Source organism: Planococcus donghaensis (assembly GCF_001687665.2).
GTDB classification, from domain to species: domain Bacteria; phylum Bacillota; class Bacilli; order Bacillales_A; family Planococcaceae; genus Planococcus; species Planococcus donghaensis.
In genome coordinates, this window is record NZ_CP016543.2 from 970,417 (window position 1) to 995,779 (window position 25,363).

Genomic DNA, 25,363 nt, shown 5'->3' on the forward strand with positions numbered 1-25,363 from the left:
TTCATCAATGGGGTGCGATTAATAGTTGAATCGTAAACAAAATAGCAAAGATATACAAAATCGGATGCACAGCTTTCCATTTTCCTTTGAAAACTTTCATTAATGGATAAGAGATAAACCCGAAAGCAATACCTGTCGCAATACTAGAGGTTAAAGGCATAGCAAGGACAATCAAAAAGGCAGGAAAAGCTTCGTCGAATTTTTCCCATTCAATTTGTTTAACAGAGCCAATCATTAAACTTCCAACGATAATTAAGGCAGGTGCTGTGATGGCTGCGACACTTGATAAAGAACCAACTAATGGCCCAAAAAAGGCTGCAACGATAAATAAGATAGCGACCGTTAAACTTGTTAATCCGGTGCGTCCTCCAGCTGCGACACCTGCAGAAGATTCTACATAAGCAGAAGTCGGGCTTGTCCCAACCATTGCCCCTGCTGTAGCTGCGATTGAATCAGCTAACAACGCTTGGCGCATTCTCGGCATTTTGTTGTCTCTCATAAGTCCGGCTTGCTTAGCAACACCAATCATGGTCCCGGTGGTATCAAATAAAGTAACCAGCAAGAATGAAAAGACAACACCATATAAGCCGAATTCAATAACTAATTGAAGCGCCTCTAAAGGGTTCCAAATAAGGATTCCTTCCGGTAACGAAGGAAGTTTCATCAGTCCTGCATTAAATTTCAATTGATCTGTGAAAAACGCAACAATTCCTGTGATGATCATGCCGTAAAATATGCCGCCATGAATATTTAAAGACATAAAGATGACGGTGATTAATAAGCCAAGTAGTGTTAATGCTACGGATGGAGACGTTAAATCACCTAATCCGACTAAATTGGCATCATTAGCTACAATCAATCCACTCAGTCTCATCCCGATAAAAGCGATAAATAAACCAATTCCCGCTGTGATTGCATGTTTTAAGTTTTCAGGAATGGCGTGAATCAATACTTTTCTCAAAGAAGTTAATGACAGTAAAACAAAAATAAGACCTGCGACAAACACCGCTGCAAAAGCAGTTACATAGTCAATGGCACCGTCTGAACCGAGGACCATCGAAGTGAAATAAGCATTCAAGCCCATGCCTGGTGCGATAGCGATCGGGTAATTAGCAGCTAACGCCATCCATAAAGTTCCGATTACAGCGGCGATAATGGTAGCCAGAAATACTTGGTTAAACGGTACACCTGCTGCTCCTAAAATAACGGGGTTAACAATCACGATATAAGCCATTGTTAAGAAAGTCGTCATACCGGCAGTGATTTCCGTATTTATCGTAGTATTATTTTCTTTTAAATGAAACATTTCAAGCTCCTCCTAAAACACGAACAATTTTAAACAACATGATATATATTATTCGTTTTATTGAGATAGTGCAAGAGCTGGAATCAAAATCCTAAAAGTCGAATTAATCTAATATTATTTGTACAATAGAAAGAAGAAAGGATGATGATAGATGGACTTAACGATCAACTCAACAAAAAAATTACATAATGGAGTAGAAATGCCGCGTTTTGGTCTTGGCGTTTATAAAATGACCGATAAAGAAGCGGCAGTCGAAGCAATGATCACAGCTATTAGAGAAGGCTATAAAGCGATTGATACGGCGACTATTTACGATAACGAAGCAGAAGTAGGAGAAGCGGTTCGAAATTCTGGCGTAAAGCGCGAAGAGTTATTTATCACGTCTAAAGTATGGAATACCGATCAAGGTTATGATGAAACATTGCGTGCATTCGAAGCATCGCTAAAGCGTTTAGACTTTGATTATTTAGATTTGTATTTAACGCATTGGGCCATTGAAGGAACATACGTGGATACGTATCGCGCGATTCAACGTCTTTACGATGAAAAACTAGTTCGTTCGATTGGTGTTTCGAATCATCATGAACATCATCTAGAGAAAATTTTAGCTACTGCTAATACAAAACCAATGGTCAATCAAATTGAATTACATCCACAACTAACGCAAGTGCCGTTACGAAATTATTGTGAGACGAATGACATTGCCGTAACTTCGTGGTCGCCACTCGCTAGAGGTCGTCTTTTAGAAGATCCGGTGTTATTGGAAATTGCAAAACAACACAATAAATCAATTGCACAAGTGATTATTCGCTGGCATTTGCAAAGTGACTTGATTGTTATTCCAAAATCAGTAAAGCCTTCACGCATTCAAGAAAATGCGCACGTATTTGATTTTTCATTATCTCAAGAAGAAATGAAGATGATTGATGAGCTGAACCAAGAATGGCGGAGCGGAACAAACCCAGATGACATTACGGTTTAAAAATTTCTGTAGTGTAAGGTAACCTATAAAAGGCTGATTTCCATTGCAGCGGACGCTTTCCCGCGGGAGTCGCCGCTTCCATTTCAATCAGCCAGTCTATTAAAAAAAGCTATCCCGAAATGTCATTTCGGGATAGCTTTTCATTATCTTGCAGTATCTTCAACCACTACTTTTTCATTAGTAAAAGGGTGGATAAATGACATACGGAATGCATGTAAATGATAAGCACCATCTTGTGTCGGCGGGCCATCGTATAATGTATCTCCAACAATCGGATGACCGATATGAGAAAGGTGAGTACGGATTTGGTGCGTGCGTCCTGTTTCTAGTGTTAAATGAAGCAAAGATTTGCCTTCCATTAATTTTAACACGCGGTAATGCGTCACAGCACTTTGACCTGTTTGTGAAACCATGCGACGCGTTGGATGATGGCGATCGCGACCAATTGCAAAATCAATTGTGCCAGACTTATTATGAACTTTGCCTTTAACGACAGCTTCATAATCACGCACCAATTGTTTTTGTTCTAACATGCGGTCTAAGACGTTTTTAGCGACAGGGTGTTTAGCAACCATCAATAAGCCAGAAGTTCCTTGATCTAAGCGGTGAACGTGCTCGCCATATGATCCACCGTTGCGGATAATGTGACCAAGAATAGCATTGATAAATGTATCTGTTTGCCCAACTTCGTTTGGATGTGTCGCCATGCCTTTTGGTTTGCGAGCCACAATAAAGTGATCGTCTTCAAAAAGGACAGGTAACTCAACATCGTGTTTTGGCTCGTAAGGTGAGTCTGCAGGAGGCAAGTCAAAGTGCAAGACAAATCCTTTTGGTAATGGTTCTTTCCAAACTACTTCTTGGAATTTATCATTTTTTACGCTTTTGGCCATGCGCATTTGGTGAACAACTTTTTTGCCAAGGCCCCATTCAGTTCTTAGTAATTCTTCTACAGTCATACCTTCGTCTTTAATTTCGTAACTCCACGTCATACAGTTTCCTCCATAAAAAAGGATCATGCGCAAGGCACATGATCCTTTTGTCAGTTATTTTTTAACTACATCATTGAAAAATAGTTCAATATTTTCTTTCGGCTGTGCGCCGACCCAACGCGAAACTTCTTTACCGTCTTCATAATGAACTAAAGTTGGTGTTGCTTCAATCTGGTATGGTGCAGCTTCTTCTTCATACTCTAACAGATTATACTGCAACACGTCTACATCCATATCTTCCGCAACTGGCATTAAGACAGGAGTAGTTTCTTTGCAGTAGCCACATAATGGGCTGTAAAAATAAACTGTAGTTGGCTCACCGCTAGCAATTTGCTTTTCTAAATCGGCAGGCAAGATGAGGTTCTGATAATTCTCATCATCTAATTGGTCAATGGTTGCTTGGTTTAAATCCTCTGTATCATAAGGGTTGTTCGCCAATTTAGAGTCATTTGCTTGGTTGGTTAATAAAATAATCCCTACGAAAACAACAACGACGATTCCTGCGATGATTAATAATTTTTTCATTTTACTTTTCCTCCTTAAGGGTCTTCAATAAAACAATGCTCATTCCAGCAATTAAAATAAATGCGGTCAATGCTAAAAAAGGAATGGTGATAAAGCCAAAGAGATTGATATATTCTCCGGTACATGGAACGAGTCCACATGAAGGTGCACTATCCGCTAAAAAATCAAGCTTTTGCAAGCTGTAGTGGTATATGGAGAATCCACCACCAATAATTGATAAAACCAATGCAGTCGTTGCAATTCGAACATTTTTCTGGACAAAAGCGACGCCGAGAACAATAACAAGTGGATACATAAATATGCGTTGAATCCAGCAAAGTTCGCACGGAGCATAGCCGCGAATTTCAGAAAAATAAAGTGAACCTGCCGTAGCAATAAGCGCGACAATCCACATGGACAGCAAAATATTTTCCTGGCGTTTAGTCATTTTGTGGCCCCTCTTTTCAAAAATTGTTTCCATAGAATTATAATTGTAATCAGGAGACATGTAAAATAATATCAACCTGAGCGACTATCCGATATAATAAAGTATGAAACTTTTGTGAAGGAGAGCTGTGCTGTGTCAGAACAATTCGATTTATCCCATTTTGAAAAAAGCATGATCATTCGTGAAATGACTTATGCCGATATAAATCCCATCTTGGAAATGCAGCGTTTATGCTTTCCCGGTATGGATCCATGGAAAGAAGAACAATTAAGAAGCCATTTAGGCGTATTTCCACAAGGCCAGCTTGTAGCTGAACTAGATGGCACAGTGATTGGTTCATGTTCAAGTTTACTGATTAACTTTGACGAATACGATGACCGCCACACGTGGGATGATGTAACAGATGCTGGTTACATAACCAATCATAATCCCGATGGTTACAATATGTATGGAATTGAAGTCATGGTACATCCAGAATACCGCCGGATGAAAGTCGGACAACGTTTATACGAAGCCCGTAAAGAGCTAGCGCGCGAGTTAAACTTAAAGTCGATTATTATCGGAGGACGTATTCCAAACTACCATAAATATTCGGATGAAATGTCCCCCCGTGAGTATGTAGATTCTGTTTCGCGTCATAAAGTGTATGATCCTGTTTTAACATTCCAGTTAATGAACAATTTCCAATTGATGCGCATTAACCCGAACTACTTACAAGATGATGTAGCGTCAGGCAAATACGCAACGTTAATGGAATGGAATAACGTGGACTATAAACCGATTTCTAAACGGCATTTTAAAACAAGTTTACCGGTTCGTATTTGTGTTGTGCAATATTTGATGCGTGCCATTACATCATTCGATGACTTGGCTAACCAAGTTGAATATTTTGTAGACGTGGCCTCAGATGCGCATTCAGATTTTGTGGTATTCCCTGAAATTTTCACAACCCAATTGATGTCGTTCTTAAACGAGCCATCGCCAAGTCAAGCTGTTCGTAAACTAACAGAGTATACACCACAATATATCGAATTGTTTACAGACTTAGCAGTCCGCTACAACATCAATATTATTGGCGGTTCTCATTTCGTCAAAGAAGAAGACGACGAAATTTACAACATTGCTTATTTGTTCCGCCGTGACGGGTCGATTGACAAGCAATACAAAATTCACATCACACCAAATGAACGCAAATGGTGGGGGATTTCCGCAGGAGATTCTGTTCGCGTATTCGATACAGATTGCGGGAAAATCGCTATCCAAATTTGTTACGATATCGAATTCCCAGAACTCGCGCGCATTGCGACAGATATGGGTGCCAATATTATTTTCACACCGTTCTGTACAGAAGATCGTCAAGGTTATCTACGTGTTCGCTATTGTGCACAAGCCCGTGCAGTGGAAAACCAAATTTACACGGTTATCTCTGGTACAGTCGGGAACTTGCCACAAACTGAAAATATGGATATCCAGTATGCGCAGTCCGGTATTTTTGCGCCATCCGATTTCGAATTTGCACGTGATGGCATTGTCGGAGAAACCAATCCAAACCTTGAAATGGTCTTGATTGGAGATGTCGATTTAGAAATTTTACGTCGTCAACGTCAAAACGGTACGGTTAAGCAATTAAAAGACCGTCGTCATGATGTTTATCGTGTCGAATACAAAAAAGATTAAAGACAACCGCTTCCAAAAATGGGAGCGGTTTTTCTTTGCGGTATTTGGTAAACTAATGTTTATCTATAAAAAATGCTTTTATCCCTAATTTCCATTGCTTTGTGCACTTTTGTGAAGGAAAGCGCATGTGTCTTGTAGAATGTTATTAATAGGTGAAGGTTAAAAGTAAAACTATTATCAATTTGAATGGAGGAATACATATGTCATGGAAAGAACGCATTCAACGTTGGTTGGACCATACAGCACTTGATGAAGAAACGCGTCAATCTCTGAATGTTTTAAAAGAGGATGAAAAATCAGCAGAAGATGCCTTTTATCAGGATTTAGTTTTCGGAACAGGAGGCATGCGCGGCGAGATTGGCCCCGGTACAAACCGGATGAACGTTTATACGGTTCGAAAAGCGTCGCAAGGAATTGCTGACTACATAAAAGAAAATGGAGAGTTAGCGATGTCTCGCGGCATGGTCATTGCTTATGACAGTCGCCGGATGTCTCCAGAGTTTGCCGAAGAAGCAGCACGTACATTTGCAGCAAACGGCATTCATACGTATTTATACAGTGGCCCAAGAACGACGCCGCAATTGTCATTTAGTGTTCGTTATTTAAATGCGTTTATGGGAATTGTCATTACGGCAAGTCACAATCCACCAGAATACAATGGCTATAAAGTATATGGGGAAGATGGCGCCCAATTAAATCTTGAAGATGCGGATCGCGTAATTGATTATGTTGGTCGTGTTGAAGATGAATTGGCTATTGAAAACAATCAGTTTGATAACTCGTTACTCGTTCGAATTGATGAAAAAATGGATGAAGCTTATCTTAGCAATGCACTAACAGTACAAGAGCATTCCGCAAGCCCAATCCAAGCAGTCTTTACGCCGCTTCACGGAGCCTCTGGGGCAACGGTTAAGCGTCTACTCGACAAAGCAGGATATGATCAAATTACGTACGTTACTGAACAAATGCAACCAGACGGAGAATTCCCGACAGTTACTTCTCCGAACCCGGAAGAAGGATCTGCATTCGAACTAGCAAAAGAGTACGGTAAAAAATCAGGTGCTGACTTGTTAATTGCTGTCGACCCAGATGGAGACCGTGTCGGAATTGCTGTTTGGAGTGGTAGCCATTATGAATTATTAAGTGGCAACCAAACTGGCGCTATTTTAATCGAGTATTTATTGAGTCAAAAACAACAAAAAGGGACGCTTCCAGAAAACGGCCGCATTTTCAAAACCATCGTTACGTCTGAATTTGGTCGCGTTGTCGCAGAATCTTACGGTGTAAGTTCGGAAGATGTGTTAACCGGCTTTAAATTTATCGGAGAAAAATTAAAGCATAACGATGAGAACCCAAAATTTGAGTTTTTATTCGGCTATGAAGAAAGTTATGGTTACTTGATCCGTGATTTCGCACGTGACAAAGACGCTGTTCAATCGGTATTACTACTTGTTGAAGCCGCAGCTTTTTACAAAAAGCAAGGCAAAAATCTGCATGACGTCTTGATCGAATTGTATAATAAATTTGGGTGGTACCGTGAATCGCTTGTGTCGATTACGAAAAAAGGCATCGATGGAGCACGTGAAATTGCGGCATTGCTCGAAAACTTACGCAAACAGCCAGTAGAAGCAATCGCTGGAATTCCAGTCGTTTCTATAGAAGATTATGATACACAAAACCGCAGCTTTGTTTCATTAGGCACGAACGAAAAAATCGACTTGCCTCAATCCAACGTCATCAAGTATTTCTTAGAAGATGGTTCATGGGTTTGTGTGCGACCAAGTGGTACAGAACCAAAAGTGAAGTATTACTTCGGTATTACTGCCGAAACGCAGCAAGAAAGCGATGAAAAAATGGAGTTGCTAAAAGAATCATTTGTTGAAGAAGTAAATAACCGCTAAAGAGCAAAGCCCCCTCATAAAGGGGGAGTCAGCTTGTAGACGAAAGAATTATTATGTTAGTTAACGAATGAATATTCATCTTATCCTATATACCGGATCCTTCGCTCCATGCGGACGCTTTCCGCGGACGAAGCGCTGAGCCTCCTCGTCGCAAGCTCCTGCGGGGTCTCATCACTCCGTTTTTCCGCAGGAAAGTCAGTGACCAAAGGGACTTCGGGCAGTGGCTTTGCGACGAAGCTAGCGCAGCGATGCAGGAGCATATCTTTGCCCTTCGCCGCATTGCACTTCGGATCCTTGTGTGATTAATCATTAATCCTCTTGAAAATAAATTCGCTAGTTACTCTCTCTAATTAGGGCAATATGCTAACAACCGTTCTGGCCACGAAGACTCCTATGGGACAGCGAAAGCTGAAGACCCCGCAGGAATAGCATTGGCCGAAGCCTGCGAGGACAAGCTTTTGCGACGAAGCTAGCGCAGCGATGCAGGAGCATGGGTTTTCAGTGACGAGGAGGCTGAAGCTGAGCCCATGGAAAGCGCAGTGGCCAGAACGGTTGTGGTTATACACAACTATACATTTTCAATAGACTTTGTCTACAGTCTGAAGCCCCCTCATAAAGGGGGCTTTTGTTTTCTTCGTTACATAGATATCTGTGTAGCTTATGCCCGTCGAATATACATGGCTGCTTGCGCTTTTCTTTGTCCAGGCTCCAGCGCCCAGCTCTTTGGGTCATAAGCCATCCCAGCTGTGTGGCAAAGTGCGCCACTTCGCTGGTTTGTCTTATGCCCGGCAGAGCTACACAGGCGCTACTACTTTTCTTTGTCCAGGCTCCAGCAGCCAGATTCTAGGGTCATAAGCCACTCTGGCTGTGTGGCAAAGAACGCCACTTCGCCAGTGCGTCTTATGCCCATCGAATCTACATGGCTGCTTGCGCTTTTCTAGGACAAAAGTACGAGTGAGCTTTATTATGGGAACGTGTATGGTTAAATTAGGTTGAGTGAGGTGAGCTGTAGTGGAAGAACCTTCAAATGTAACGCTATTAAAAGAAATTGCTGAATTGCTAAATGAAGAAATGGATATGTCCCGTATGCTTGATGGGGCCATACGGAAATTATTGAGCGGTTCTACTTTTGAAACCGCATGGATATTCTTCATTAACGAAAAAGGCAAACATCAATTGGTAGCTCATGCAAATTTGCCGACAGCGTTGGAAGATAATGATTGTCGACATTTGCAAAAAGGTGGCTGCTGGTGTGTCAAACGTTATCACGATGGCGATCTTGAAAAGGCGTCGAATATTATCGCCTGCCAACGAATCGAAAATGCCATGCCCGAAAACTCACGTCAACAAGGGAATATCACGCATCATGCAACGGTCCCGTTGCAATCTGGGGAAGAAAAATTCGGCCTGTTGAATATTGCTGCGCCGGACACTGTCGGTTTTTCAAAAGATGAACTGGCTTTGTTAGAGTCGGTCGCTTTTCAAATCGGTTCGGCGATCAAGCGGATTGGGTTAACCAAACAAGAGCAGGAGTTAGCACTTGTTAAAGAGCGGAACCGTTTAGCGAGAGACCTTCATGATTCGGTCAACCAGTTGCTTTTTTCCGTAACTTTGACTGCGCGTGGTGGAGTTGAGATGTCCGATGACGTCGAAGTTCAAAGTACATTTCGCGATATACAGCACTTAACGCAAGAAGCGTTAAATGAAATGAGGGCGTTAATTTGGCAACTGCGTCCAAAGGGACTTGAAAGTGGGTTACTTGAGGCGATTAAAGGTTATGGGGAAATGCTCGGCATCACCGTTGAAACAAAAATGACGGGTGTGATTCAGTTGCCATCTCGTATTGAAGAAACCTTATTTCGAATTGCACAAGAGTCATTAAACAATGTTCGGAAACACGCAGGCGTCAATAAAGTCGAATTGTATTTGTCAGTTACCGCAACGGATGTATTGTTGGTTTTAAAAGATGAAGGTCGAGGATTCGCTTTTGAACATAGCGTAAATCTTCCCTCTATCGGTATTCAAAGTATTCAAGATCGCGCAAAAGCAGAAGGTGGAACAGCTGATTGGTCGAGTGAAATTGGCAAAGGTACAGAAATTTTAGTGCGAATCCCGTATAGATAGAGAGGTGCAGATCATGGTGAAAGTGTTAATTGTAGACGACCATCACGTTGTCAGAAGAGGGTTGCTATTCTTCTTAAAAACACAAAAAGACATAGAAGTAGTAGGAGAAGCTGTAAATGGGAAAGAGGCTGTGGAAATGGCAGCAACGCTTCAGCCGGATATTGTGTTAATGGATTTGGTTATGCCTGTCATGGATGGAATTCAAGCAACGCGATTGATTAAAGAACAATTTCCGCATATCATCGTTTTAATGTTGACTAGTTTTTCTGATCAAGACCATGTAGTGCCAGCAATTGAAGCAGGAGCGGCAGGCTATCAATTAAAAGACATTGAGCCTGATGAATTGGTTGCTTCGTTGCGCAGTTTGATGCGTGGGGAAAACACGCTTCATCCAAAAGCTACATCGGAGCTACTAAAAGCGCCAGCTGAACCTGCTCCGCATACCCTTAACCAACTAACACCGAGAGAACAAGAAGTGTTAGCTGAATTGACAAAAGGCAAAAGCAACCGAGAAATCGCATCTGCATTGTTTGTCACGGAAAAAACAGTAAAGACCCATATTTCTAATATCTTTATCAAACTGGCTGTTCAAGACCGGACGCAAGCAGCGTTGTATGCAGTAAAGCACGGACTAACAGAAGTCGGGAGAAACTAAAAAGCGTGCAACGGAATCTCCGTTGCACGCTTTTTTACCGCTTTTTCACTGGACGTTTGCGGTAGTCTTTGGTCAATTGCTTCCATTTGTTTCGCTCTGCTTTTTGGGCAGCGGCATCGCTTTTACGCTCCATATGAGCAAGTTCGCGTTTGAGTTTTAAATAACTTTGATAACGTGCAGCGTCTAATTGACCATCTCGAATGGCTTCTTGAACGCGACACCCCGGTTCATCGTGGTGAGCACAATCGCGGAATCGACAAGAAGAAGCCAACTCTTCTACATCACTAAATCCTGATGCCACACCTTCTGAGTAATCACCTAGCTGAAATTCACGCATGCCCGGTGTATCGATCAATAACCCACCACTAGGCAACAAAACCATTTCTCGGTGAGTTGTTGTATGACGGCCTTTGCTATCGTCTTCTCGTATATCTTGTACCAGCATCTTGTCGCTGCCTGATAAAGCGTTGATGAGCGAGGACTTTCCAACCCCGGAAGAACCAAGTAAAGCACCTGTTCTTGATCCTGCTAGTTGATTTTGTAGGTTTTCAATGCCCTCGCCCGTAACAACAGAGACAGCAAAGAGGGGAACCCCAAATGCTACACTTTCAACTTGTTGGATAAACGGATCACTATCTACACATTGATCTTTTTTGGTTAATACAATAATTGGATTTGCGCCCGAATCCCACGCTGCCACTAAATAGCGTTCCAAACGCCGAATATTAAAATCATCGTTTAGCGACATGACCAAAAAGACCAAGTCAACGTTGACCGCAATCAACTGAATATCCGTCGTTTCACCAGCTCCTTTTCTAGAGAACTGCGAAGTGCGGGGGAGGACTTGGTGGATAATACCTTTTTCCTCTCCAGGCATTTGCTCAACGATGACCCAATCGCCAACACACGGAAATTCAGTGCCGCTATGTTGATGTCTGTATTTTCCTGATAACGAACAAAGCCATTCGCCGTGATTTGTTACCACACGATATAAATTTTTGTGTTCAAGTGTCACACGTCCTGGAATCCCACTCGTTGTTATTTTTTCTTGCCAGCTGTCGTTCCAGCCGTATTGTTCAATTTTCTTCAATGTAATTTCCTCCTAATTATGCAAAATAAAAAACCACGGATGCGCGCAATTCGCAGTCCGTGGTCTCTGGGCATAATGGAAGAAGCATATCGTTAACGATACACAGAAGGAGACACTATAGACTGGAATTGCGTATTCAAAAATAAAATAGCCATAATGCCTCACCTCTTTCTTCAAGTTAAGTTAACGATAAATTAGTTTCCATTTTTCGTCAAGATAAAAATTAGATAATTGAAAAATAATTTCCTTCAACTTGCATTCAAGAAATGACAACGCTAACATTAAGTGACTATTCCGATTAATTTCAATAGCGATATCTACTGATATGAGAAGAGGTGAAAAAATGGGAGAGCAGCAAAATGGGATTATTCCTGTAAGAGCAGGAGAAGAACTTGATAAAGACCGCCTTGAACAGTTTTTGCGAAAGGAAATAGTAGGGTTACCGAACAATCAGCTCGAAATTCGTCAATTTGGAACAGGACATTCGAATTTAACGTATGCATTGCAAATAGGGGACTGGGAAGCCGTTCTTAGAAGACCGCCACGTGGACCTGTAGCACCTAAAGCGCATGACATGGAACGTGAGTACAAAATTTTATCCGCTTTGCATCCTTTTTTCAACACAGCTCCGAAACCGTTTGTGTTTTCAGATGATCTCTCAATTGTAGGAAGTCCTTTTTTTGTGATGGAGAGACGACATGGCATTGTACTGGATAGCGATTTCCCCGAAGGAGTAGAACCAACTTCTGAACTGGGACGAAAAATATCGGGGAAAATGGTCGACTTGTTAGTTGAACTTCACTCGCTCGATTACAAGAAAACGGGTTTAGCAGAAATGGCTAAACCCGAAGGCTTTATGCAACGGCAAGTTGAAGGCTGGATCGGTCGCTATGAACGTGCGCAGACAGATCAACTGGAAGGTGTAGCTCAATTAACTGAATGGCTGCAAAAGAATATTCCGGTTTCACAAGAACCTGCAATTATCCATTATGATTTCAAACTAAATAATGCTTTATTTTCAGAAGACTTTACAGAAATAACAGGACTGTTTGATTGGGAAATGACGACCGTTGGTGATCCGTTGGCAGACTTGGGAGCTGCGATGAGTTATTGGATTCAAGCAGATGATCCTGAACTGTTAAAAGAAGGACTCGGCAAAGCACCTGTTACAGTGTTAGAGGGCTTTTATAGTCGAGAAGAATTTATCGCCAGCTACGGCAAAAAAAGCGGACGAGATGTATCGGGTATGAATTTTTATTTGACCTTTGCTTATTTTAAGCTCGCGGTTATTGTTCAACAAATTTACTATCGTTACGAAAAAGGACAAACACAAGATCCACGGTTTATGCATTTTAATCATTATGTGAAAAGCTTGATACACCATGCTTTATCAATTGCTTTAAAAAGCTGAATGATAGGGAAGTATAAAAAAGTAGATAGAAAGGCGGATTTGCTATCCGCCCTTTTTGTTTGTCAAAAAGACATCAAGGGAAAAGAAAAAGACAGCGATAGAATAGAGAGGAGAATTTACATGAAAGCATTTTCACTTTGGCTAAAAGAAAAGCTATGGCTTACACCAGCTATTTATATCGTTATGGCTATTTTGCTATCGATTACTTTTTTTTATATAGACTTATTATATGTGGAGAGAATGAAACCATTTATTCCTTCCATTCTTTTAACCAATGTTGATTTAGCAAAAACAATAATGGGGAGCTTATCAGGTGCCCTATTAACCATGACGACCTTTACTTTTTCGACAATTCTAGTCGTCCTAACTATGTACTCATCTCAATTTTCTCCAAGAACGTTAAAAAACTTTGTTCACGATAAAATTACATGGCGTGTGTTAGGAATTTTTCTTAGCGGATTTATTTACAACACCTTGTCATTACTATTCATGAGAGATGATTTATACGAAACTGACATTCTCTCCACTTTTGTAGGGATTGTCCTTGCGTTCTTTTGTCTTTCCACCTTCGCTTACTTTATCCACTACATTGCAACCAATGTTCAAGTTGGACAATTGATCAACCAGTTGATTGCAGATGCAGAAGAAACGATTTCCAAACTAAAAGATTTGCAGGAAGAAGAAGAGGCAACTACTGAAGAAACAGCTTGGTATCCTGTAGGTATTAAAGAAACCCATCAAGCTGACCAAGAAGGCTATATTCACTATATTTCTTTTGATCGATTAGTGGATTATGCACAAGAACAAGAACTTAAAATAGAAATTCTTGTAAATCCGGGTGACTATGTATACGAAGGAAAAGAAATTTTCCATATTTACAAAACGAGTGAAGCAGAACTGTCTGTCGGTAAATTTTACTCACTTGGTAATTCTAGAACTTCAGAACAAGATTTGGATTTCGCCATCCAAAAAATGGTGGAAGTAGCGCTTCGTGCGATATCACCGGGAATAAATGATCCAAATACAGCCAATGACATCATTATCCGTTTAGGAAGGTTACTTGGCCAATTGGGTTGTTTGAAAACCGGCACAATTTTGTTAGGGGACAAGCACGTATTGTATCGTTTTCCTTCCTACAAAAAAGCGTTATATAAAACCTTTTATCAATTGTCGCATTATGGAAAAGAAGATATATCAGTTTTGATCTCCATATTGGAATCTTTACAAGTGACTGCTGACGTAGTACCTAATCGGCATCATATAGAATTATGGGAAATTCATAGTTATATTCTAGAAGGGGTAAATATTCTAGAATTAAAGACATTAGACATTGAAAAACTGCAAGAGAAAGTAGACGTCTTAGCTGTAGCTACGGGTCAGCACTCGTATAATTTACGTTTAGCGGAACAATAAGGATCTAGTGTAATAAGCTGAAAAGGGGAAAGTCTATGCAGGGAAATCAATTGTTTGAAGGAATTGGCTTTTTGAAAAATTTATCTATGTCTGAATTTCTCATGTTCTTTGTTTATTTAGCTATAATTTTTGCTATGAAATTTATTGGGTTATTGCTATTGAGAAAGCTCATTCCTTCTAAAGATTTCAAACTGCGTGTTTATCCGGTAATTGAAGACATCTCAAATTGGCTGGTCTTATATGGCGGTATTCTATTCTTTGTGTTTTATTTTTCAAAAGAACAATGGTTAACTTCTGCTTTTTATGAAACAGAAGGCGTGGAAATATCCGTATTGCTCATAATAGTTGCCGTACTGATTGTGACTTTTGCAAATCGGATTACAAAAGCGCTTACTCGTTATGTTATGCCATTTATATACGAGCAATTTGATGTCGATATTGGCATGAGCTATACCATCAATCGGGTCTTGTATTACATGGTAATGGTGTTGGCTTTAGCAATCAGTTTTACCACAGTCGGTTTAGACTTAACAGCGCTCGGGGTTGTTTTTAGTGTGCTCGGCATCGGTATAGGCTTTGGCGTTCGTAATATTGCCGCCAACTTTGTTTCCGGTATTATCATTTTGTTTGAACGGCCAATGGAAGTCGGGGAAATGGTAGAAATCGATGGGAAGATCGGGCGTATTTCGAAAATTAAACTGAGGTCTACAGTGATAGAAACCTTGAAAGAAGGGACGCTTGTTGTACCCAATCAATATTTTATCGAACAGATCGTTAGAAATCGTTCAAGTGCGCAACTCTACGCTAGAGTAATAGTCAGCGTGCAATATGGTAATGATACAAAAAAAATTGAACAACTCCTTACCGAATCAGCTTTAAAAACGATAAGTGCAATGGACCAAATGCCAGAAAAAAGTGTAGAAGTCCAGTTTATTGATTTTCGGAATTCGGCTTTAGATTTTCAAGTAGAAGTACAAGTAATTGATGTGGAGATGAAAGAAAATCTAGAAAGTCGAATTCGTCATGAAATTGCCGAATCTTTTCTCCACAATAACATAAAGTTAGCTGAAGAAACTTCTGAGGAATAGAAAAGGCGATGGATTGCAACCCATCGCCTTTTCTAATTTGTTTAATCGTCCGCTTCATCCATAGAAAATGAAGAGTCTGGTTCAATGTGTACGAGAATGACACAGTTTGGTTTTACTTTTTGTATTTTCTTTTCAATTTCTTCGGTAATCCAATGACTTTCAATTACATTCAAATGAGGCGCAACGCTAACCGTTAAGTCGATAAACATAACATTGCCGTGATTGCGGCCTTTAAAGTCGCGTAATGTAATGACGCCAGGTACTCGACGAACCAATACAGACAAGGTTTCGACTTCGTCTTCATCAAACCCATCCGTTAAAGTCATGACAGACTCTTTAAATATATCCAACGCCGTTTTTATAATAATCAATCCAATAATAAAGGCGGTGATAATATCCAATATGGGTGCTCCAAACACTGCGCCAAATATCCCGATACCAGCACCCACACTAACGAGAGCATCGGAACGGTTGTCGTACGCTGCAGCACGAACAGCAGAACTCTTGATTTCTTGACTGAGTTTTAAGTTATAGCGGTAGACGCCGTACATGATAATGGCGGAGAAAAAAGCAATCCATGCAGTAATTAATGAAGGTGCTTCAGCAATCGGTTCGAAGATCGAACGAAATGCATTGGTTAAAACTTGTAAGCCAATGACCGCCATAATAAAAGAAGCCAAAAGAGAGGCAATGGTTTCAGCGCGCAAATGACCGTAATGATGATTTTCATCGGGTGGCTTCTGAGAAATTCTAAGTCCTACTAATACGGCAATAGAAGCAAGAATATCGGTCAAGTTATTAAAGCCATCCGCTTTTAATGCTTCAGAAGATCCCAAAAAACCAAAGGTCAACTTAATAGAACTAAGAAATATATAAGCACCAATACTGATCCAAGCGCCTTTTTCCCCTTTGCGTAAATTTGTATACAGGTCCATAATGTTTCCCACCTCCAAGTCGCTGAAACAAAGTGAAACGACCCTCACATGAGGGTCGTTTCACTCTTATTATTTATAGTCGCGTTATTAAAATATCCTCTTAAAAAAGCAAATCTCATATTAAAGTAAAAAGAGTCTGCATATATGTTTAGCAAATGAAATGGCTCACTGTTTTTACAGTTGGTCCTTTAATAGTATCAAGCTCTTTATAACCGTTGTCAACACTGAAAGAACTTTCCGGATTGTTTGTTAAGAATTTTACACAATTTTAATGTTGAAACATATAAGTGAACGGTTATGCTTAAAGAAGATGAATTATGTAAAGGAGAGACTTATGACGAAGAAAAACAACTATCTAGAGATACTCAAAGCTTCTACGAAATTAGGATTAACGTCTTTTGGAGGACCAGTTGCGCATATTGGTTACTTCCGAGATGAGTATGTCACGAAAAGAAAGTGGCTAGATGATAAAGCTTACGCAGATATAGTCGCGTTATGTCAATTTCTTCCTGGACCAGCAAGTTCTCAAGTTGGGATATCGGTTGGTATGTTGCGCGGTGGAATATTTGGAGGGTTTTTGTCTTGGTTTGGATTTACGATGCCTTCAGTTATTTTATTGTTGTTATTTGCACTTGTTGTCACAAATGGATCTTTTGATAGCGGCTGGATTCAAGGGTTAAAAATTGTGGCAGTAGCAGTTGTGGCACATGCTTTACTTGGGATGGGCAAAAATTTAGCGCCTGATCGCCAGCGAATTGCTATAGCGGTTGGAGCAGCTATCTTAATTTTATTAATCCCTGAGACTTGGGCGCAAATTGGGGTCATTGTTTTGGCAGGGGTTCTTGGGTATGCAATTTATCGAAAAGAAGAAGCGCCTAAACCTGTAAACTTAGCATTGAGTTTTGGTAAGAAAACAGGAATTGCTGCATGGGGGATTTTTGCAACATTGTTAATCGGATTGCCACTTGTACGTCCATTTATCGAATCGACATCGTTTGCGATATTTGATGTGTTTTATCGAGTAGGTTCTATTGTATTTGGTGGGGGACATGTCGTGTTGCCAATGTTAGAGAGAGAGGTCGTCCCGAACTGGATGACAGCAGATGCTTTTATCGCAGGTTATGGTGCAGCTCAAGCAGTACCGGGTCCACTTTTTACTTTAGCAGGATATTTAGGTCAATTGATGAATGGTGGCTGGGGCGTTGTCATTGCAGTGATTGCTATGTTTTTACCGTCCTTCTTATTGATCATTGGAACATTGCCTTTTTGGAGCATGATTCGTACAAAATCTGGCGTGCAAGCAGCATTAAAAGGCGTCAATGCAAGTGTGGTTGGAATTTTGTTGGCGGCATTATACGATCCTGTTTTCACCTCGGGAATTCGAGGGCCAGTCGATTTTGCAATTGCGATAACAGCCTTTACAATGTTAGTCTATTTTAAACTAGCTCCATGGATTGTTGTTTTGGTGACGACCATTCTTGGCGCAATTACTTACGCAGTTTTATAACTAAAGGGGGATGGATTGGATGGCGGGAAAAGAGTTGGACCGACAAGATGTTATGGCAAAATATAAGGAAGAGTTTTTTGTAGAAAAAGATACAATCTATATGGACGGAAACTCTCTTGGCCTAATGTCTAAACGGGCTGAAGCAAAACTACATAGTGTAATGGAGAGCTGGAAGACATTCGGAATCGACGGATGGACAGAAGGAGAGCATCCTTGGTTTACTTTAGCAGAAGACATGAGTACACGTATTGCTCCTTTAGTTGGGGCAAAGGCTCATGAAGTGATGGTAACGGGATCCATCACGTCAAATATCCACCAAATGCTATCAACCTTATTTCAGCCGACGCCAGAGCGTTTTGCAATTCTTGTAGATGATTTAAACTTTCCGTCGGACATTTATGCGGTAGAAAGCCATCTTCGTCTACGTGGCCTCGATCCATCTAAAGCACTGAAGAAAGTTGGAAGTCGAGACGGGTATACATTACAACTAGAAGATATTATCGAACAATTGACCGACAATATAGCCATATTATTATTGCCATCTGTTTTGTACAGAAGTGGCCAATTGTTAGAAATTCGAGAAATTACAGAAGCCGCACATAAAAAAGGGATCTTGGTGGGTTTTGACTTGGCGCATTCGATTGGCGCAATGCCGCATCAATTGCATGATGACGGAGTTGATTTTGCTATATGGTGTCATTATAAATACATGAACTCAGGTCCGGGTGGAACAGGTGGACTTTATATTCATGAACGTCATCATCATTTACTGCCTGGAAATGCAGGATGGTTTGGTTCTGATAAAACACGTCAATTTGATATGGACCATGAATTTTCCAAAGCACAGGGAGCAGGTGCTTATCAAATTGGCACACCTCATATTTTCAGTATGGCTCCTTTACTGGGTAGCTTGGAGTTGTTTGAAGAAGCAGGAATTCAAACAGTTCGTCAAAAATCACTTCAGCTAACTGCGCTTTTAAGAAAGTTGGTCAACCAGCAAATTCCTGAGTTAACTGACGTTACACCTGAGCAAGATGATAAACGGGGAGGACATATTGCTTTAGCCCATCCGGAAGCCGCAAGAATTTGCAAAGCCTTAAAAAAAGCGAAAATCATACCCGATTTTCGTGCACCGAACATTATCCGATTGGCACCTATCGCATTTTACACATCGTTTAGTGATGTGGAACAAGTAGTTGCTAAACTACAAGACATTATGGAAAATGAAACGTATAAAAATTTCAGCAATGAACGAAATGTGGTGGCGTAAGTCATGACTAAAAAAATTATCGATATTTCCATGGAATTAAACGACAGGACTCCGGAATGGCCTGGAGATACGCCGTTTAGCTACGAGTTATCTGTAACAAAAGAGCAAAGTGGTTCTGTTAATATTGGAAAACTACAAACGAGCACTCACATTGGCACACATATCGATGCTCCTTTTCATTACAATGAGCAAGGATTGAAAACGCACGAGTTGCCGCTTGATGTCTATTTAACGCAAGCGCAAGTAATGGATGTTAGTGGCTTAGAAAAGATTAACCTCTCGGATTTAAAGCCGCTTGAAAAAAATGTTGAAGCAGTATTACTGAAAACGACTTCTTGGCAAGATCGGGACCAATTCCCTGGTAAATGGCCTGTTTTTGATGAGTCGATTGCAAAATGGATGGCTGAAAACGGGGTAAGCTTGCTTGGTGTAGACGTCCCATCTGTTGATCCAGAAATGAGTAAAGACCTACCCATGCATCAGGCTATGAATCAACAACAGCGTTTTATTTTAGAAGGCATTGTGTTGGATAAAGTCTCAGAAGGTGTTTATCAATTAGTAGCGTTGCCGTTGAAGATTAAAGGCGGGGAAGGCAGTCCAGTACGTGCAATTCTCTATACGGATACCGACCAGAACTAGTAAATAACATATACAGACAAATAAAACCTTCACCCGTTTTTCAGGTGAAGGTTTTATACATAGTCTGCACGGAAGTAAGGTTCCATATTTTTTATATTCATCGCGATTTCATCACAAATCTCTTGATAAAGCGCCCATTGTTCCGTACTGTCGTTGCTACGTAATTCTGGATTGCGGATATTCCAGCGCAACAACTTTTGACTAGGCAAATCTGATGGAATGTCTCCATCTTCAAACTCACCATCGTGTAAAGCGATGATTAAATCTGCTTCTCCTACTTCTTGTGGGTTGTAAGAACGTGCTTCGACTGAAGGTAACTCTAAAATAATTTCTTTCATTATTTCTAAGGGCATTTCGTTAAAATCTGATTGAGAACCTTGCGTCCATGCAGCACTGCGTATTTCCCAATCGGGAAGCATTAGCCGATTAGCCCAAATTTCAGCCATTAACCCGCGATGTTGATGAGGAGATATAAAATATACTGTTTGTCTTGACATGGGAAACCCCTTCTTCCTATAGAACAAACCGTTTCTTACTGTTAGTAATGTTTACCCACTATTAGTGAAATAAAACTACTAAATTTATGACGAAATAGTGAATTTGATGCAATAAGTGTAAAATCCGGATTTGTGGACTATAAAATTCTAGTCCGCAGATCCGGATTTTTTATTTCACTACTAGTACTGAACATGATGAATCTTGGATCAGTTTTTTACTGACAGATCCGATGAAAAATTTTTGCAAACCTGATTTTCCGCTATTGCCGATAATCAGTAAGTCGATGTTTTGTTCTTCGATAAAAGCCGCAATCGTTTTAGCCGCATTTCCTTCTAGCGCAAGTACAGAAGCTTTTGTATTGTGTGCGTCAAGCTGTCTTTGAATAGAATGCTGAAGGTGTTTTGAGTATTCAGCTGCTGTGTTGTCGTAATTTTTTTCGTGAGAAATCTTGCTGTCACCCACTCCGTAAGGCATGTACTGTGCATAATTGCTATCGACGTTAGCTGACACTACAGGAGCAGAAGCGTTACCTGCATCCATATAACCAACGCTTTCCCGGTAATCTTCGTTTACATAGATTACCGAAAGCTTAGCCTCAGGCAAAATGCCTACTAATTCAATTGCCTTATCGAATGCCATTCGACTACCATCAGACCCATCATAAGCCATTGCGATGTTCGTATACATTCCTCTCACCTCGTCTTATTACTCTTATTTGTAAATTACCCTTCAAGAATTAAATGAAACCTCTATACGTTTTAAGAGAAATATTTTCAAAAAAAGTTGACAATTCAAAAAAGTTTTTGCTATTCTAGAATTAACTAATAAAAGGGAATGGAGGTAATGATGATGAAAAAAATGGAAATGAACATTCAAATCAATTTAATATCACCATCAGACCTTCCTATAGTTTTTCTCTGACTTTACTTCGAGAATAGAATTATTCAGGACAAGTCTGTAAACTTGTCCTGTTTTCATGAGCGTGCGCCCATAAACTAGGCGTGCGCTTTTTTATGGTTATTTGCCAAAAAATAAAGTTGGCAATAGAGAATTGCAAATAGGGACCAAAAGATCGGGAAATTGAAAGAGGGTGGGAAAAATGTTTGACGTATTATGGAAATTAAAATGGTTTTTTAAAGAAAATTGGTTACGTTATACAACAGCGGTTGTTTTGTTGTTTGTGGCAAATATATTAGAGATTATTCCGCCTTGGCTTATTGGCAAGGCAATTGATTCGATCGCCCAAGGGCAAATAACGTCAACATTAATGTGGCAATATGTTGTGGTTCTTTTTATAGCATTAGTATTAGCGTATTTAATCAATTTTGTTTGGCAATATCAATTGTTTGGAGGAGCGTATGTCATCGAACGGCAACTTCGTTCTAGTTTAATGGGGCAATTTTTAAAAATGTCACCAACTTTTTATGAGAAAAATCGCACAGGTGATTTGATGGCGCGTTCCACTAATGATTTAAAGGCCATTTCAGAAACTGCTGGATTTGGTATTTTAACATTAGCAGATTCGACATTATATATGGCGACAATCATCGTAGCGATGGGAGTTCTCGTTTCTTGGGAGCTGACTTTTTTAGCGATGTTACCCTTGCCGATATTAGCGATTATCGTTCAAATACTGGGCAAGAAAATTCATGTGCGTTATATGGAAGCGCAAGAAGCTTTTGGGGATTTAAATGATAGCGTACTAGAGTCAGTCGGTGGCGTGCGAGTTATTCGAGCGTATGTTCAAGAGCGTGCTTCAGAAAAAAGTTTTGCCGAAATGACTGATGATGTTTTTGAAAAAAACATGGCAGTTGAACGAATAGATGCATTGTTTGCACCCGTAACTAAGGTGCTGACGTCGATTAGCTATATGATCGGACTTGGCTATGGTGCATTTTTGGTTGCAGATGGCAAAATGACCTTAGGAGATTTAGTTGCGTTTAATGTTTATCTCGGCATGATTGTGTGGCCAATGTTTGCCATCGGAGAAATGATCAATATTTTGCAGCGTGGGAATGCTTCAATAGATCGAGTCAATACAACTTTAGATTATCCAGAAGATGTAACTGATCACAAAAAGCCAATCGTGGCAAATAAGCTTGAAAAAATTGGCTTTAAAGATTTCAGCTTTACTTATCCACAATCAAGTTCGATCAACCTTCAAGGTATTAACTTGTCGATGAATAGTGGTCAAACATTAGGCGTTGTTGGGAAAACCGGCAGTGGGAAAACTACGTTTATCAAACAACTGATGAGAGAATACCCAATGGGTGAAGGGGCAATTTTAATAAATGGCATCGAATTAAAAAGATTAACAAAAGATCAATTGCGCAGTTGGATTGGTTATGTGCCACAAGACCATGTTTTGTTTTCACGAACAATTCGAGAAAACATTTTATTTGGTAAGTCAAACGCAACGGAAGAAGAGTTAATAGAAGCGCTTCGCTTATCTTATTTTGAAAAAGATTTGGCATTATTACCGAATGGGCTTGATACACTTGTCGGCGAAAAAGGAGTGGCATTATCAGGTGGCCAAAAGCAGCGCATATCGATTGCACGTGCGTTGATTAAAAATCCGGAAATTTTAATCTTAGATGATTCCCTTTCAGCAGTAGATGCAAAAACAGAAGCACGGATTATAGAAAACATTCAATCAGAGCGTTCTGGAAAAACGACAATTATTACGACCCATCGATTGTCAGCTGTCAAACATGCAGATTGGATTGTCGTACTAGATGACGGCAAAATTATAGAAGAAGGAACTCATGAGGATTTGCTAGAAAAAAACGGCTGGTACAATGAACAATTCCTCCGTCAGCAAATCGAGGAGGTGTAAGCATGGGGACAGGAAAACGATTATTACAATACGCGTTGAATTTTAAACGAGTACTGATAACAGGGTTAATCATGCTCGCTATTGCAGTGGCCGCTGATTTAGCAGCTCCATTAATTGCCAAAGAAATTATTGACAATCATATAGCTGTATCGGGGAGTGCGGTAGAGTTTGAGCCGATTGCCTACTTATTAATCTTGTTTTTCATATTAGCGATTGTTACAGCGCTATTTCGCTATTGGCAATCTGTTTATTTACAAAAAGGGGCCAATGGAATTATTCGGAAAATGCGTAACGATGTATACGAGCATACACAAACTTTGCCGATTCGATACTTTGATAATTTGCCAGCAGGTAAGGTGGTTGCACGCATTACAAATGATACGGAAGCGATCCGTGATTTGTTTGTAACAGTGTTGTCTCAATTTGCGACAAGCTTTATGTATATGGGTGGTATTTTTATTGCTTTGTTTTATCTCGACTGGAAAATGGCCGCCATGACACTAGTGCTAATCCCACTGCTATACATTTGGATGTTGGTTTACCGAAAATATGCAGCTCGCTATAACCATATTGTCCGTGAGAAAGTCAGTGAAATGAATGCCATGATTAATGAGTCGATTCAAGGAATGACAATTATTCAAGCATTTCGACGTGAACGCAAAATGAAAGATGAATTTGAACAACTAAACGATGAGCATTACAAATACCAAAAAAAATTACTCGTGCTTGAAGGTGCTGCTTCTTATAATTTAGTCGGTGTACTTCGTTCGATGACGTTCATCCTTTTTGTTTGGTATTTTGGAAGTGCATCTATATCCGGAAATACGGTTGTTACAGTCGGAGTTTTGTATGCGTTTGTTGATTATATTATCCGACTGTTTAATCCAATTAGTGGGATCGTCAATCAGTTTGGACGATTAGAGCAAGCGTTAGTAGCAGCGGAAAGAGTATTCCGCTTGCTTGACCAAAAAGGAGAAGCAGTGGTTGATAAGAAAATTGCACGCTACAAAGGCAATGTTCAGTTTGAGAAAGTCTGGTTTGCTTATAAGGAGAAAGAATATGTATTAAAAGATATTTCTTTTTCAGCCAAACAGGGAGAAACTATAGCACTGGTTGGTCATACTGGATCAGGGAAAAGTTCGATAATGAATTTGCTGTTTCGTTTTTACGACGTGTCTAAAGGCGCGATTACCATTGATGGAGTCAATATCAATGACATGCCGAGACAATCGGTCAGAGAGCATATGGGGATAGTTTTGCAAGACCCTTATTTGTTCAGTGGGACGATCGAATCGAATATCACATTAGGCGATGAGCGAATTACGCGGGAAATGGTAATTGATGCATTGGCTGCAGTCGGGGGTGAGCGTGTCTTAAATCATTTGCCAAAAGGAATCGATGAACCGGTTGTTGAAAAAGGAAGCACGTTGTCTTCAGGTCAGCGTCAATTAGTATCTTTTGCACGCGCGTTAGCATTTGATCCGGCGATTTTGATATTGGATGAAGCCACTTCTAATATTGATACAGAGACAGAAGAGATTATCCAACACGCCATGGACGTATTGAAAAAAGGCCGGACAACATTTATCATTGCGCATCGGTTATCTACAATTAAAAGCGCCGATCGCATACTGGTATTAGAAAAAGGCACAATCGCTGAAGCAGGCAGTCACGAAGAATTGATGAAGCTTGGCGGTATCTATTATCAAATGTACAAAATTCAATCAGGAATGTCCCACACCCAATCTATTGGGTAAAGGACATTCCTTTTTTCTAGGGAAAGAAGCTATCGCTGTTAAATTGAGCGAGCCTTCCTTATAATTAGAAGAACGTAAAAAAAGCACTGGAACATTCCAGCGCTTTAATCGTATACATGATAGAGCATTAGCTCGTGAATCATTGTTTTAATGGTTTCTTCATCTTGAGGAGTCTTTGACTTCCAAACGATGCTGCCATCGGGATGGTATTCTCCTGTTATGCGTTCGTTTTTATAAAAGAAGGAAATGTCCCACCCTGGTAGTTGATCATTTTCAAACATCGGCTTAAATTTAAAATGCTGAAGCATGTAGATCCTCCTTTGCGTTCTTCTT

22 protein-coding genes are annotated in these 25,363 nt (G+C 40.2%); 13 read left to right on the forward strand and 9 right to left on the reverse strand.

Going from position 1 to position 25,363, the window contains the following annotated elements:
- Window positions 1-4: 4 nt before the first annotated feature.
- The gene (locus BCM40_RS04810) at window positions 5-1,306 is read right to left on the reverse strand and encodes an NCS2 family permease (protein WP_065526917.1); all 1,302 of its coding nucleotides are present in this window, start codon (window positions 1,304-1,306) and stop codon (window positions 5-7) included.
- Between the two features lie 151 nt (window positions 1,307-1,457).
- Here BCM40_RS04810 and BCM40_RS04815 point away from each other — a divergent pair, with 151 nt between their 5' ends.
- Window positions 1,458-2,288 carry an aldo/keto reductase gene (locus tag BCM40_RS04815; protein ID WP_065526916.1) on the forward strand — a complete coding sequence of 277 codons (831 nt, stop codon included), beginning with the start codon at window positions 1,458-1,460 and terminating at the stop codon, window positions 2,286-2,288.
- Between the two features lie 143 nt (window positions 2,289-2,431).
- Here BCM40_RS04815 and BCM40_RS04820 read toward each other — a convergent pair whose 3' ends face one another.
- From BCM40_RS04820 to BCM40_RS04830, 3 genes are read right to left on the reverse strand one after another with little or no spacing between them, the layout of a single operon-like run.
- On the reverse strand, window positions 2,432-3,277 hold the full coding sequence (locus BCM40_RS04820) for an RluA family pseudouridine synthase (protein WP_065526915.1): 846 nt from the start codon (window positions 3,275-3,277) through the stop codon (window positions 2,432-2,434).
- A 54-nt stretch (window positions 3,278-3,331) separates the two neighbouring features.
- The gene (locus BCM40_RS04825) at window positions 3,332-3,802 is read right to left on the reverse strand and encodes a thioredoxin family protein (RefSeq protein WP_065526914.1); all 471 of its coding nucleotides are present in this window, start codon (window positions 3,800-3,802) and stop codon (window positions 3,332-3,334) included.
- Window position 3,803: 1 nt separating this feature from the next.
- Window positions 3,804-4,229, reverse strand: a complete 426-nt coding sequence (locus tag BCM40_RS04830) for a disulfide oxidoreductase (RefSeq protein ID WP_065526913.1) — start codon at window positions 4,227-4,229, stop codon at window positions 3,804-3,806.
- Between the two features lie 132 nt (window positions 4,230-4,361).
- Here BCM40_RS04830 and BCM40_RS04835 point away from each other — a divergent pair, with 132 nt between their 5' ends.
- The 4 genes from BCM40_RS04835 (at window position 4,362) to BCM40_RS04850 (ending at window position 10,586) form a co-directional block, all read left to right on the forward strand.
- Window positions 4,362-5,906 carry a carbon-nitrogen hydrolase family protein gene (locus tag BCM40_RS04835; protein ID WP_008430664.1) on the forward strand — a complete coding sequence of 515 codons (1,545 nt, stop codon included), beginning with the start codon at window positions 4,362-4,364 and terminating at the stop codon, window positions 5,904-5,906.
- A gap of 200 nt (window positions 5,907-6,106) precedes the next feature.
- Complete coding sequence (locus BCM40_RS04840) at window positions 6,107-7,807, forward strand: phospho-sugar mutase (RefSeq protein WP_065526912.1); 1,701 nt, start codon at window positions 6,107-6,109, stop codon at window positions 7,805-7,807.
- 1,071 nt (window positions 7,808-8,878) lie between these two features.
- A complete protein-coding gene (locus BCM40_RS04845; protein ID WP_238323771.1) occupies window positions 8,879-9,931 on the forward strand; it encodes a GAF domain-containing sensor histidine kinase in 1,053 nt (350 codons plus the stop codon).
- Window positions 9,932-9,944: 13 nt separating this feature from the next.
- On the forward strand, window positions 9,945-10,586 hold the full coding sequence (locus BCM40_RS04850; RefSeq protein ID WP_065526910.1) for a response regulator: 642 nt from the start codon (window positions 9,945-9,947) through the stop codon (window positions 10,584-10,586).
- A gap of 34 nt (window positions 10,587-10,620) precedes the next feature.
- On the opposite strand, the gene rsgA is transcribed toward BCM40_RS04850, so the two are convergent.
- Window positions 10,621-11,676 (reverse strand): ribosome small subunit-dependent GTPase A, encoded by a 1,056-nt coding sequence (gene rsgA, locus BCM40_RS04855; protein WP_065526909.1) that lies wholly within the window; start codon window positions 11,674-11,676, stop codon window positions 10,621-10,623.
- A gap of 343 nt (window positions 11,677-12,019) precedes the next feature.
- On the opposite strand from rsgA, the gene BCM40_RS04860 reads away from it, so the two are divergent.
- The 3 genes from BCM40_RS04860 (at window position 12,020) to BCM40_RS04870 (ending at window position 15,588) form a co-directional block, all read left to right on the forward strand.
- Window positions 12,020-13,087 carry a phosphotransferase family protein gene (locus BCM40_RS04860; protein WP_065526908.1) on the forward strand — a complete coding sequence of 356 codons (1,068 nt, stop codon included), beginning with the start codon at window positions 12,020-12,022 and terminating at the stop codon, window positions 13,085-13,087.
- Window positions 13,088-13,207: 120 nt separating this feature from the next.
- Window positions 13,208-14,500 (forward strand): DUF2254 domain-containing protein, encoded by a 1,293-nt coding sequence (locus BCM40_RS04865; protein WP_065526907.1) that lies wholly within the window; start codon window positions 13,208-13,210, stop codon window positions 14,498-14,500.
- A gap of 35 nt (window positions 14,501-14,535) precedes the next feature.
- Entirely contained in the window at window positions 14,536-15,588 is a 1,053-nt protein-coding gene (locus tag BCM40_RS04870) for a mechanosensitive ion channel family protein (RefSeq protein WP_083394474.1), read from the forward strand.
- Between the two features lie 41 nt (window positions 15,589-15,629).
- Here the strand turns inward: BCM40_RS04870 and BCM40_RS04875 are convergent, their stop codons facing one another.
- Complete coding sequence (locus BCM40_RS04875; protein WP_065526906.1) at window positions 15,630-16,523, reverse strand: cation diffusion facilitator family transporter; 894 nt, start codon at window positions 16,521-16,523, stop codon at window positions 15,630-15,632.
- A gap of 334 nt (window positions 16,524-16,857) precedes the next feature.
- Here BCM40_RS04875 and chrA point away from each other — a divergent pair, with 334 nt between their 5' ends.
- The 3 genes from chrA to BCM40_RS04890 are packed head-to-tail and all read left to right on the forward strand — an operon-like array spanning window position 16,858 to window position 19,939.
- Window positions 16,858-18,030 carry a chromate efflux transporter gene (gene chrA, locus BCM40_RS04880; RefSeq protein ID WP_065526905.1) on the forward strand — a complete coding sequence of 391 codons (1,173 nt, stop codon included), beginning with the start codon at window positions 16,858-16,860 and terminating at the stop codon, window positions 18,028-18,030.
- A gap of 19 nt (window positions 18,031-18,049) precedes the next feature.
- Window positions 18,050-19,300, forward strand: coding sequence for a kynureninase (gene kynU / locus BCM40_RS04885; RefSeq protein ID WP_420330053.1), 1,251 nt, complete (start codon window positions 18,050-18,052; stop codon window positions 19,298-19,300).
- A gap of 3 nt (window positions 19,301-19,303) precedes the next feature.
- Window positions 19,304-19,939 carry a cyclase family protein gene (locus BCM40_RS04890; protein ID WP_065526903.1) on the forward strand — a complete coding sequence of 212 codons (636 nt, stop codon included), beginning with the start codon at window positions 19,304-19,306 and terminating at the stop codon, window positions 19,937-19,939.
- A 53-nt stretch (window positions 19,940-19,992) separates the two neighbouring features.
- Here the strand turns inward: BCM40_RS04890 and BCM40_RS04895 are convergent, their stop codons facing one another.
- A complete protein-coding gene (locus BCM40_RS04895; protein WP_065526902.1) occupies window positions 19,993-20,436 on the reverse strand; it encodes a phosphatase in 444 nt (147 codons plus the stop codon).
- Between the two features lie 169 nt (window positions 20,437-20,605).
- Window positions 20,606-21,124 carry a universal stress protein gene (locus BCM40_RS04900; RefSeq protein WP_065526901.1) on the reverse strand — a complete coding sequence of 173 codons (519 nt, stop codon included), beginning with the start codon at window positions 21,122-21,124 and terminating at the stop codon, window positions 20,606-20,608.
- Window positions 21,125-21,536: 412 nt separating this feature from the next.
- Here BCM40_RS04900 and BCM40_RS04905 point away from each other — a divergent pair, with 412 nt between their 5' ends.
- Together BCM40_RS04905 and BCM40_RS04910 are read left to right on the forward strand one after the other, a co-directional pair.
- Entirely contained in the window at window positions 21,537-23,273 is a 1,737-nt protein-coding gene (locus BCM40_RS04905) for an ABC transporter ATP-binding protein (RefSeq protein WP_065526900.1), read from the forward strand.
- 2 nt (window positions 23,274-23,275) lie between these two features.
- Window positions 23,276-25,030: an ABC transporter ATP-binding protein gene (locus tag BCM40_RS04910; protein ID WP_065526899.1), complete on the forward strand. Its 1,755-nt coding sequence runs from the start codon at window positions 23,276-23,278 to the stop codon at window positions 25,028-25,030.
- Window positions 25,031-25,134: 104 nt separating this feature from the next.
- Here BCM40_RS04910 and BCM40_RS04915 read toward each other — a convergent pair whose 3' ends face one another.
- Window positions 25,135-25,338, reverse strand: coding sequence for a YheE family protein (locus BCM40_RS04915; RefSeq protein WP_008430643.1), 204 nt, complete (start codon window positions 25,336-25,338; stop codon window positions 25,135-25,137).
- Window positions 25,339-25,363 lie beyond the last annotated feature (25 nt).